The sequence below is a fragment of the Proteiniborus ethanoligenes genome, from assembly GCF_900107485.1.
GTDB classification, from domain to species: domain Bacteria; phylum Bacillota; class Clostridia; order Tissierellales; family Proteiniboraceae; genus Proteiniborus; species Proteiniborus ethanoligenes.
The window spans coordinates 1-10291 of the sequence record NZ_FNQE01000028.1; the positions used below are offsets into that span (position 1 = coordinate 1).

The 10291-nt window shown below is 34.5% G+C and carries 10 protein-coding genes, 1 tRNA gene and 1 other annotated feature; all 11 genes read right to left on the minus strand.

Annotated elements, in window-relative coordinates; genetic code table 11:
* Nucleotides 1-320 (minus strand): GTP-binding protein (locus BLV37_RS11475; RefSeq protein WP_244270531.1); only part of this gene is annotated, 320 nt, incomplete at its 3' end.
* Between the two features lie 146 nt (nucleotides 321-466).
* Nucleotides 467-542, minus strand: a tRNA-Thr gene (locus BLV37_RS11480).
* Between the two features lie 77 nt (nucleotides 543-619).
* On the minus strand, nucleotides 620-1273 hold the full coding sequence (gene sigH / locus BLV37_RS11485) for an RNA polymerase sporulation sigma factor SigH (protein ID WP_091731564.1): 654 nt from the start codon (nucleotides 1271-1273) through the stop codon (nucleotides 620-622).
* Nucleotides 1274-1348: 75 nt separating this feature from the next.
* Nucleotides 1349-1867, minus strand: a complete 519-nt coding sequence (locus tag BLV37_RS11490; RefSeq protein WP_091731567.1) for an NYN domain-containing protein — start codon at nucleotides 1865-1867, stop codon at nucleotides 1349-1351.
* Nucleotide 1868: 1 nt separating this feature from the next.
* Nucleotides 1869-2615 (minus strand): 23S rRNA (guanosine(2251)-2'-O)-methyltransferase RlmB, encoded by a 747-nt coding sequence (gene rlmB, locus BLV37_RS11495; RefSeq protein WP_091731570.1) that lies wholly within the window; start codon nucleotides 2613-2615, stop codon nucleotides 1869-1871.
* Between the two features lie 49 nt (nucleotides 2616-2664).
* Nucleotides 2665-3429 (minus strand): FAD-dependent thymidylate synthase, encoded by a 765-nt coding sequence (gene thyX / locus BLV37_RS11500; RefSeq protein ID WP_091731573.1) that lies wholly within the window; start codon nucleotides 3427-3429, stop codon nucleotides 2665-2667.
* A 16-nt stretch (nucleotides 3430-3445) separates the two neighbouring features.
* Nucleotides 3446-3877, minus strand: a complete 432-nt coding sequence (locus BLV37_RS11505; RefSeq protein WP_091731576.1) for a Mini-ribonuclease 3 — start codon at nucleotides 3875-3877, stop codon at nucleotides 3446-3448.
* Nucleotides 3878-3881: 4 nt separating this feature from the next.
* Nucleotides 3882-5282, minus strand: coding sequence for a cysteine--tRNA ligase (cysS, locus tag BLV37_RS11510; RefSeq protein ID WP_091731579.1), 1401 nt, complete (start codon nucleotides 5280-5282; stop codon nucleotides 3882-3884).
* Nucleotides 5269-5940, minus strand: a complete 672-nt coding sequence (gene cysE, locus BLV37_RS11515; protein WP_091731581.1) for a serine O-acetyltransferase — start codon at nucleotides 5938-5940, stop codon at nucleotides 5269-5271. The genes cysS and cysE overlap by 14 nt, the downstream gene beginning before the upstream one ends.
* Nucleotides 5941-6246: 306 nt before the next feature.
* Nucleotides 6247-6462: a binding site (T-box leader), on the minus strand.
* A 94-nt stretch (nucleotides 6463-6556) separates the two neighbouring features.
* Nucleotides 6557-8038, minus strand: a complete 1482-nt coding sequence (gltX, locus tag BLV37_RS11520; protein WP_091731584.1) for a glutamate--tRNA ligase — start codon at nucleotides 8036-8038, stop codon at nucleotides 6557-6559.
* A gap of 338 nt (nucleotides 8039-8376) precedes the next feature.
* A complete protein-coding gene (locus BLV37_RS11525) occupies nucleotides 8377-10101 on the minus strand; it encodes a proline--tRNA ligase (RefSeq protein WP_091731586.1) in 1725 nt (574 codons plus the stop codon).
* Between the last annotated feature and the right edge of the window lie 190 nt (nucleotides 10102-10291).

A 10291-nucleotide genomic window follows, 5' to 3' on the forward strand; every position in this document is an offset into this window, starting at 1 on the left:
CATACTAGGATTGCTCCGTCCATTTGTGCTGCTCCTGTTATCATGTTCTTTACGTAGTCAGCGTGACCTGGACAGTCTACGTGTGCGTAGTGTCTGTTTGGTGTTTCGTATTCTACGTGTGATGTTGATATTGTTATTCCTCTTTCTCTTTCTTCTGGTGCTTTGTCTATGTGTGCATAGTCTATAAATTCACCTGTGCCATATCTTTTGTTTAATACTGCTGTGATTGCTGCTGTTAGTGTTGTTTTACCGTGGTCAACGTGTCCTATTGTTCCAATGTTTACGTGTGGCTTATTTCTTTCAAATTTTGCTTTTGCCATTTTTTTTATTCCTCCCTACTATACATTTTAAAAAATAAAATAAATGATTACATTGAAATCTATGGTTCAAAATACTTCGAACTCAGATGTCTATTTTTTATATGTCTAGAAAACTCACCCAGGTGTTTCATATTGTTATTCATTATTGGAGCCCACGACCGGACTCGAACCGGTGACCTCTTGCTTACCATGCAAGTGCTCTACCTCCTGAGCTACATGGGCATCTGTAGCCACCACTTAGATAATTTTACTATCACCTGGTTTTTATGTCAATAGAAAAATAATGCATAATTAAAAGACTATATGTCTTTAATTTCTAAATATCGTTCTAGCTTTCTCTTAACCCTTTGCAGTGCATTGTCTATTGATTTAACATGTCTATCTAAATCAACTGCTATCTCCTGGTATGATTTACCTTGAAGATATGACATTAAAACTTCCCACTCAAGATCGCTTAAAATTTCACCTATTTTATTTTCAATGCTTTTAAGCTCTTCTCTGCTTATTATTAACTCTTCTGGATCAGTTATTTTAGCCCCTGTTAATACGTCAAGAAGCGTTCTATCTGATTCTTCATCGTAGATAGGCTTATTAAGTGAAACATAAGAGTTTAATGGTATATGTTTTTGTCTTGTAGCAGTTTTAATAGCAGTGATTATTTGTCTAGTTATACATAGTTCGGCAAATGCTCTAAAAGAAGTGAGCTTGTCCTGATTATAATCACGTATAGCTTTATAAAGACCTATCATCCCTTCTTGAATAATATCTTCCTTGTCTGCACCAATTAAAAAATAAGACCTAGCCTTAGCTCTAACAAAATTTTTATACTTTTTTATAAGATATTCTAATGCCTCTGGTTCACCATTTCTTGCATCTTCAATTATTTTTTCATCATCCATATTATCGTATGTATCTGTTGATAAATCTTTATATACACTTAACCCCACCAGCATCCCCTCCTGCATAATGTTGGAACTACCCCGAACTTAACATAATTATATATATATTTAAGACTACAGTCAAGGCATTTACTTATTCTTTCTAAGTTTTTCAAGCATCTCTATAGTTTTTTTATCTAGCCTTCCCATTAAGATATCATTTATCTCATTAATTCTCTCATTTTTCTTTCTTATTATTTCTTTGTAATAATCTACTTCTAGTTTGAGTTCTCTAGCTGAAATCCTAGTTCCACCTCTTCCCATTACTACTTGCTGCTCTATCCAATCAGATGTAGCTACTCTTACCTTTTTTGTCCTACCAATTAAGTCTAAGGTTCTTTCTATGTAATGATCAGCTGTTTCTTTTTCTTTTGTATATACTATATGGATACCTTTAATGCTCTCATTCTTTTCCATACTACCTTTGACTAGATGTGCATCAAAGACTAGTATGACCTTTATTCCTGTAAATGATTGGTATTCAGCTAATATATCAATCAGTTCATTTCTTGCTGTTTCAAGACTTTCCTTAGACAGCTTCCTTAAATTGCTCCAATTATTTATTATATTATAACCATCTACAAATAAATACTCCTTACTACTCTTCATGTCATTCTCTTATGCTCCTTTGTCTTAATACTTCATACATCATTACTGAAGCTGCAACAGAAGCATTAAGTGAAGATACTTTGCCCTTCATAGGTATTTTAACTAGGAAGTCACATTTTTCCTTTATTAGTCTTCCTATTCCTTTTCCTTCACTACCTATTACTATTGCAATAGGTCCAGTAAGATCTTTTTGGAAATAATCATGCTTTCCTTCCATGTCTGCTCCATATATCCATATGCCTCTTTTTTTGAGCTCTTCAATTGTAGATGCAATATTTGATACTTTTGCAATGTTCATATGCTCCACTGCTCCCGCTGAAGACTTTATGACTACTGGAGTTAAGCCTACTGCTCTTCTCTTAGGTATTATGACTCCATGTGCTCCCCCACATTCTGCTGTACGAATAATGGCTCCAAGATTATGAGGGTCTTCTATCTCGTCTAATATTATTATGAATGGGTCTTCATTTTTATCTTCTGCTGCTTTAATTATGTCATCTACTTCAACATAAGAATATGGAGTAACTAAGGCTATTACTCCTTGATGTGCTTTTGTCTCTGACATTGAATCAAGCTTTGCTTTTTCTACATATTGTATAACTATTTTTTTGTCCTTTGCCATTCCAATTATTTTATTTATAGAGCCTTGTTCTGAGCCCTTGGCTATTAATATTTTATCTATTTCTCTGCCGCCTCTTATGGCTTCTATGACAGGGTTACGTCCTTCTACATAGCCTTCCTCTATCATTCTTTTCACCTCTTGTTATAGTTGTATAGAAAGTGGAATTTAAGTGTTCTTATAAATTCTTAAATTTTTCCCTTACTTCTTTTATCTTTCCACAAGTCATGTTACCTTCTGGACAAGGTGCATTTATACAACTTGGACCAGAATACTTAAATAATGAAGGTGCTATTTCCTTAACAAGCCTTAGCATTTCAGTAGCTAATTCACGTATTTCCCATTGAGCTCTGTTACAGCATCTTTTTTCAAAGAAATTAAATAAGGCTCTAGCATTCATAGTAAATACAATCTTTGTTTCACATGCATTTGGAAATACATATCTAGCATCTTCAATAGCCATTTTTTCAGCATCTTTTTTTGCCTTAGTATCACTATGACCGTCTTTTATAAACCTTTCATAATGCTCCCTATATAGTATGTCCGTTATCTGGTTATAATATTTTTGATCCTGCTCCATAGCTTCTATAAACATTGCCTTAGCTTCTGGTACGCCTTCTATTGATGGCGGAATTATGTAATCAAATTGTTCAAGCTTAACATATCTCTGAGACTGTTGAGAATAGGAAGCTCCTATTCTATGTCTTACTAGCTGATGAGTAAGCACTCTGCTTATTCCCTCAACCCCAAAAGTAAAAGACACATGCTCTATTGGAGACTCATGCCCTAGCTCCATTAACATTTCGATAAAGCTTCTAGTCTTTTCATCATCAAGCTTTTCTTCAATACTATCTACTCCCACTGACGAATAGCATAGCTTTGCAGCTGCCGCTACTAATTTTTCCGCATCTTGAGTGTATCTTAACAAGCTCACCTTAAGCATATACATTTCCCCCTTATTATTTACTCTCTTGTTCTCCTATTATTATACTAAATATTTCTAATATCCTATCATATCTTTCCGTAAGATATAAAAAACCTACTAATGTTTCAAAGCCTGTTGCATATTTATAGTCTAAAAGATTTGCATTTTTAGGTGCTGAACCTGATTTTGCATTCCTTCCTCTTTTGACCATCTGCCACTCTTCTTCTGTAAGCTTATCCTCTAAATTGTGAATAATATCTGCCTGTGCTTTGGCTTTAACAAACTCTATTGCCTCTTTATGAAGCTCATTTACAGAAATGTTTTTTGTTCCTAGTAAATAAGTTCTTACAAAAAGCTCATATACTGCATCTCCTACGTAAGCAAGCTGAAGAGGAGACAGCATTTTGCAATCTACTCCCCAGCCTTTGCATATTTTTTTGAATCCTTTAAGCAAGTATTCATCCATTATTTTATCTTACCCTCTTCCATTTTATCCCTTCTTTAGTGTCTTCAAGTATTATTCCTTTTTCCTTCAAATTATCTCTAATCTCATCAGCAAGCTTAAAGTCTTTGTTTTTTCTAGCCTCTGTTCTCTTCTCTATTAGCTCTGCTATTTCCTCATCTAATAGTTCATCTTTTTTGTTTAGTATTCCCAATATCTGGCTAAGCTCTAATAAAATATGATATATAAGCTCTGTTAGCTCCTTTGGTGATTCTGGATTTAATTTAGTGTTTACTTCCTTTACTATTTCAAACAATACGGATATGGCATCAGCAGTGTTTATATCATCCTCCATGCTGTCTATAAACTTTTTCTTTAACTCAAGAATATTCTCTTTTATCTCTAGAGCCTCATGGTTTAATTCCTTTTCTTCACAAATATTCATTAAATATTCTAGGTTATTCTTTCCATTATATAATCTTTCAAGTCCATTTTGTGCTTGCTCTACCAGCTCTCTGCTGAAATTCACTGGCTTTCTATAATGTGCTGAAAGTATGAAAAACCTCAGTATTTCTAAATCAAATTCTCGGCTTATTTCTCTAACTGTAAAGAAATTCATCATGGATTTTGACATTTTTTGATTTTCCACATTAATCATTGCATTATGAAGCCAATAGTTGGCAAAAGGTTCCCCAGTAAGGCTTTCACTTTGTGCTATTTCGTTTTCATGGTGCGGGAACTGTAAATCCTCCCCCCCAGCATGTATATCTATAGTATTTCCTAAATATTTTTTAGCCATAGCTGAACATTCTATATGCCAGCCTGGTCTACCAGCTCCCCAAGGGCTTTCCCATGAAGGCTCTCCTGGTTTTGCGCTTTTCCATAGGGTGAAGTCCATAGGATTTCTTTTAACTACACTAACTTCTACTCTTGCTCCTGATACTAGATCATCTATATTTTTCTTAGATAGCTTTCCATAATCATCTAGTCTTGTTATGTCAAAATATACATCTCCTTGGACACTATAGGCATATCCTTTATCTACAAGGCCTTGTATAAAATCAACTATTTCTTCTATGTGCTCAGTTGCCTTAGGATGATTTGTAGATTCTTCTTTTAACAGCAATCCCTTTGCATCTATTAAAAATTCATCAATGAACTTTTCTGCAATATCTTTTACTGTACCGCCTTCTTCCTTAGCTTTGTTTATTAGTTTATCATCAATATCAGTAAAATTCACTAAATATTCTACTTCATAGCCCTTATATTCTAAATACCTTCTCAGAACATCAAAAACCACTAGAGGCCTTGCATTTCCTACGTGAATATAATTATATACCGTTGGTCCACATACATATATAGTAACTTTGTCTTGTTTTAATGGTATAAATTCTTCCTTTTTTCTTGTAAGTGTATTATAAAGCTTCATCCTTACCCCTCCCCATTGAGTTATAAAAATATTTTTCTAATTCAGCAACTCTCTTTCTTAGTTCATCTAGCTCCTGCGCTACAGGATCTGGAAGCCTTACCTGGTCTAGGTCAATTCCTGTACTAACTAAGGAAATTCGTTTGTTCTCTTTAACTACTATCCTGCCTGGTATACCAACTACTGTACAGTTAGGAGGTACCTCCTTTAATACTACAGACCCTGCTCCAATTTTAGAATTATCTCCTACTCTAAATGGTCCTAAGACCTTTGCTCCGCTACTTACTACCACATTGTTTCCTATAGTTGGGTGTCTTTTCCCGCAGTCCTTCCCTGTTCCCCCAAGAGTAACTCCTTGGTATATAGTTACATTATTTCCTATTTCAGCAGTTTCCCCTATGACTACACCTATGCCATGATCTATAAAAACTCCCTCACCTATTTTAGCTCCTGGGTGTATATCTATTGCAGTTAGAAATCTAGCTATTGTGGATATGAATCTAGCTAAAAAGAAAAATTTCTTGTTATAAAACCAATGAGCCACTCTATGAAACATTATAGCATGAAGTCCAGGATAGCAAAGCAATATTTCTAAAGTACTTTTAGCTGCCGGATCCCTTTCTTTCACAGCATTGATATCTAATTTTAAATGCTTAAACATAATTTTCCCTTTCCTTTCTGATTCTTGAACTTACTATCTTTAAATGGACTGTTTTGAAACACAAATTTATCTGCTCGCTATCGCTCCCATAAATTTGGTTCTCGTTGCGTTTGACCTACCAACGATTTCCTGATAAAAGCGTTCAGGAAATCGGGTTAGGTCATTTCCCGCAGTCTCGAAACACAAATTTGTTCACTCCCATTCGGTCGTGCAAATTTGGTTCTCGTTGCGTTTGACCTACCAACGATTTCCTGATAAAAGTGTTCAGGAAATCGGGTTAGGTCATAAGAAAACCGTCTCTTTAAACAAAGAGACGGTTTGGTTCCGCGGTTCCACTCTAATTGGGCAATTTTGCCCCGCCTTGTAAAGCTTTAACGGTGCTAGCCGGTTTACCCTACTATTATTTCAGGCAACAGTTCAAAGGTGCACTTGGATCTAAAATTGACCTAGGGCTTCTCTCAGCTTATAAAAGCCCCTCTCTGTAAGTTTAATAGATTTACTCTACCTCATCATAACCTTTTGAATAATAAATATTTATAATATATTACTAGATATTAATATATTTTTCAATATATTTTTTTGTTTTATACCCTAAACAAGCTCAAACTAAACACTATTATAATATATGTTTTTCTACATATTCTATGCGACTAAGTATATTTTGTTTCCCTAAAATTAAAATTATTTTGTCTAAGTCCGGTCCATGAAGCTGTCCAGTTAACATTGATCTTACTGGCATAAATAAGTTTTTACCCTTTACTCCAGTTGCTTTTTGAATTTTCTTCATTATAGTTGTTGAAAATTCTTCATCTATTTCATCTATTTGGGTAAGTTCTTCCTTAAATGTCTGAATTAGAGCAGGAACTTGTTCTCCCTTAAGCATTTGAACTACCTCTTCATTTTCTGGTTTTATTTCATTACAAAAATAAAAATGTGCCTGTTCTTTAATCTCTGCCACATAGGATATTCTTTCTTGAAGTGTTGATACTATAAGACTTATCCAGTTGTATCTATTCTCTATATCTTCTTGTGCAATGTAGCCTGCCTCTAAAAGATGTGGTATAGCTAGCTCAGTAATTTCATCAACACTTTTATTTCTAATGTAGTGTTCATTTACCCAGTCAAGCTTATCCTTATCAAATACTCCACCAGTATTTGATACTCTTTCAAATGAAAACTCTTCAATAAGCTCATCCATAGTAAAGAACTCTTTGTTACTTTCTGGGCTCCATCCTACTAAAGCAAGATAGTTTACTAATCCTTCCGGTAAGTATCCCTTTGCTCTAAAATCTTCTACAGAAACATCTCCATGTCTTTTGCTAAGTTTTTTCTTTTCTTTATTAAGCACTGTAGGTAAATGGACAAACTCTGGTGTATCCCATCCAAAAGCCTCAAACAAATAGGCATGCTTTGGAGCAGATGGTAGCCATTCTTCTCCTCTTACTATATGAGTTATCTTCATTAAATGGTCATCTACTACTACTGCAAAGTGATAGGTAGGGAATCCATCGGATTTTAAAAGGACCTGATCATCTATATCATTAGTATTTATTGTTATTTTCCCTCTTATTATGTCATGAAATACGATGTCTCTGTTTTTAGGGAATTTTAACCTGATTACATATTCCTCTCCTGCCTCTACTCTCTCTCTTGCTTCTTCTATGCTTATATCTCTACAATGACCGTCGTAACCAAGCATTAAACCTTTTTCTTTCTGCTCTTCTCTAATTTTTTCAAGTCTTTCCTTATGGCAAAAACAATAGTAAGCATGTCCTTTCTCTAATAATTCTTCTATATATTGTTTATATATATGAAGCCTTTCTGATTGAATATAGGGACCATACTCACCTTTTTGTACTATCTTACCCTCTTCTATAAATACTCCCTCGTCATGAACTACCCCCGACCACGTTAAAACTTCAATCATGTTTTCTATGGCACCTTCCATATATCTTGATTGATCTGTATCCTCAATTCTAAGTATATATTTACCACCCTTGTTCTTTGCAAACAAATAATCATAAAGAGCTGTTCTTAAGCTGCCTATATGTAAATATCCTGTTGGGCTTGGTGCAAACCTAACTCTCACCTCTGACATCTTTACTACCTCCTATATAAAATTTATCATTAATTTAATCAATCTAATTTATCTTTGTATATTATATACTACTATCTATCTAGTATCAAGAAATAATGTTATTATAAAGGTCTTATACTCTTATATACAAGGCTATTAAAATCTTCTTATAAGATAAAATACAAGAAATAATAAGGCTATGTGCATTATCCACCATCCAATCGATAAAAAAGTGAATCTTTCCCTATATTTAGTTCTTCTTCTGTTGTTATCCATGCTTCTCCTCCTAATATTTTTAGATATAATTATCTTTTGCAAAAACATTAAGAGATATTCAAAAAAAGAGGGCATTGCCCTCTTTAGAATGTTAAACCTTGGTTGCTGAACTCTTCTCTTATTTTGTCTAATATTTCGCCAGTATTTATTTCAGCTTTCTCTCCATCTCTTCTTAGTGAAAACTCAACAACTTCCTCATTTGCTCTTTTGCCTACCGTAACTCTTATAGGTACACCTATTAAATCCGCATCCTTAAATTTAACTCCTGCTCTTTCATTTCTGTCATCAAGTAATACTTCTAAACCAGCTTTCACTAGCTCATTATACAATCTTTCTCCAAGAAGAGTCTGTTCTTCATTTTTAGTGTTAACAATGGTGATAATCACATGGTATGGCGCTACTGACAAAGGCCATATAATTCCATTTTCATCATGGAATTGCTCTATTACAGCAGCTGCTGTTCTTGAAACTCCTACCCCATGTGAGCCCATGAATATTTCTTTTTCCTTACCATTTTCATCTAAGAATGTAGCTCCTAAAGTACTACTATATTTTAGTCCTAGCTGGAATATATTGCCCACTTCTATTCCTCTGTCTGTTTTAAGTGGTGTGCCACATTTTGGACATCTGTCACCTTCTTGAACTAATAGTAAATCATCTATTACTTCTCCTTTGAAATCTCTTTCATAGTTAACATTTTTAATGTGATAGTCTGTTTCATTTGCTCCTACTATGAAATTAACCATCTTTGTAACTCTTGAATCCACTATAACTCTTATGCCCTTCTTTAAGTTTATTGGTCCTGCAAAGCCTACTTCTGCTCCTGTAGCTTCTTTTACTGCTTCTTCATCTGCCATCATAAGCTCATGCTCTGGAACTCCTAATACTTTCACTAGCTTTATTTCATTTAATTCTCTGTTTCCTGGAATTACAACTGCAACAACTTCATCTTTAGCCATATATAATAGTGTCTTTACAAAGCTTTCAGCAGGTGCATGGAAAAACTTTGATACTTCTTCTATTGTTTTAGCATTTGGTGTGTGAACTTTTTCAGATACAAGCATTTCTCTATTTTCTTCTTTTATTTCATATAAGCAATCTGCTTTTTCATCTGTAGCTGCATAATCACAATTATCACAATATGCTATTTCACTTTCACCATACTCTGACATTGCCATGAATTCATGTGAAGCATTTCCTCCCATGGCACCAGAATCTCCTTGGACTACCTTAAATTTTAATCCACATCTTGAAAAGATTTTTTCATAAGCTATCCACATATCCTCATAGGATTTCTTCATGCCTTCCTCATCTATATCAAAAGTGTATGCGTCCTTCATTATAAATTCTCTTGCTCTCATAAGGCCAAATCGAGGTCTTTTTTCATCTCTATATTTAGTTTGTATCTGATAAAGGCTTAATGGTAGCTGTTTATAGGATTTTACTTCGTATCTTATAAGATCTGTAAATATCTCTTCATGTGTTGGGCCTAGGCAAAACTCTCTTTGGTTTCTATCGTATAATCTAAACATTTCAGGTCCAAAATCATCCCATCTACCTGATTCTTTCCAAAGCTCTGCTGGTTGAATAGCTGACATGAGCACTTCTTGAGAGTCTATGGCATTCATCTCTTCCCTTACAATATCCTCTATTTTTTTTAATACTCTAAGCCCAAGAGGTAAATATGAATATACTCCTGATACTAATTTTCTAATCATTCCAGCCCTTAGTAAAAGCTGATGACTTGGAAGCTCCGCTTCTGATGGAACTTCTCTTAAGGTTGGCATATACAGCCTTGACATTTTCATGTATATCACTCCTCCTAAAAAAAATTGGTCTAAAATCTTTAAATAAAATACACACTTTCAGGAAATCGGGTTAGGTCATTTCCCGCAGTCTCACTACACAAATTTATCTGCTCGCTATCGCTCCCATAAATTTGGTTCTCGTTGCGTTTGGCCTACCAACGATTTCCTGATAAAAGCATTCAGGAAATCG

Bases quoted from the DNA above. Each gene is read 5' to 3' on its own strand.
- rlmB (WP_091731570.1), bottom strand. From the start codon at position 2,615: ATGATAGAGGAAGGCTATGTAGAAGGACGTAACCCTGTCATAGAAGCC.
- thyX (WP_091731573.1), bottom strand. From the start codon at position 3,429: ATGCTTAAGGTGAGCTTGTTAAGATACACTCAAGATGCGGAAAAATTA.
- BLV37_RS11525 (WP_091731586.1), bottom strand. From the start codon at position 10,101: ATGAAAATGTCAAGGCTGTATATGCCAACCTTAAGAGAAGTTCCATCA.
- BLV37_RS11505 (WP_091731576.1), bottom strand. From the start codon at position 3,877: ATGGATGAATACTTGCTTAAAGGATTCAAAAAAATATGCAAAGGCTGG.
- cysS (WP_091731579.1), bottom strand. From the start codon at position 5,282: ATGAAGCTTTATAATACACTTACAAGAAAAAAGGAAGAATTTATACCA.
- BLV37_RS11490 (WP_091731567.1), bottom strand. From the start codon at position 1,867: ATGAAGAGTAGTAAGGAGTATTTATTTGTAGATGGTTATAATATAATA.
- gltX (WP_091731584.1), bottom strand. From the start codon at position 8,038: ATGTCAGAGGTGAGAGTTAGGTTTGCACCAAGCCCAACAGGATATTTA.
- cysE (WP_091731581.1), bottom strand. From the start codon at position 5,940: ATGTTTAAGCATTTAAAATTAGATATCAATGCTGTGAAAGAAAGGGAT.
- sigH (WP_091731564.1), bottom strand. From the start codon at position 1,273: ATGCTGGTGGGGTTAAGTGTATATAAAGATTTATCAACAGATACATAC.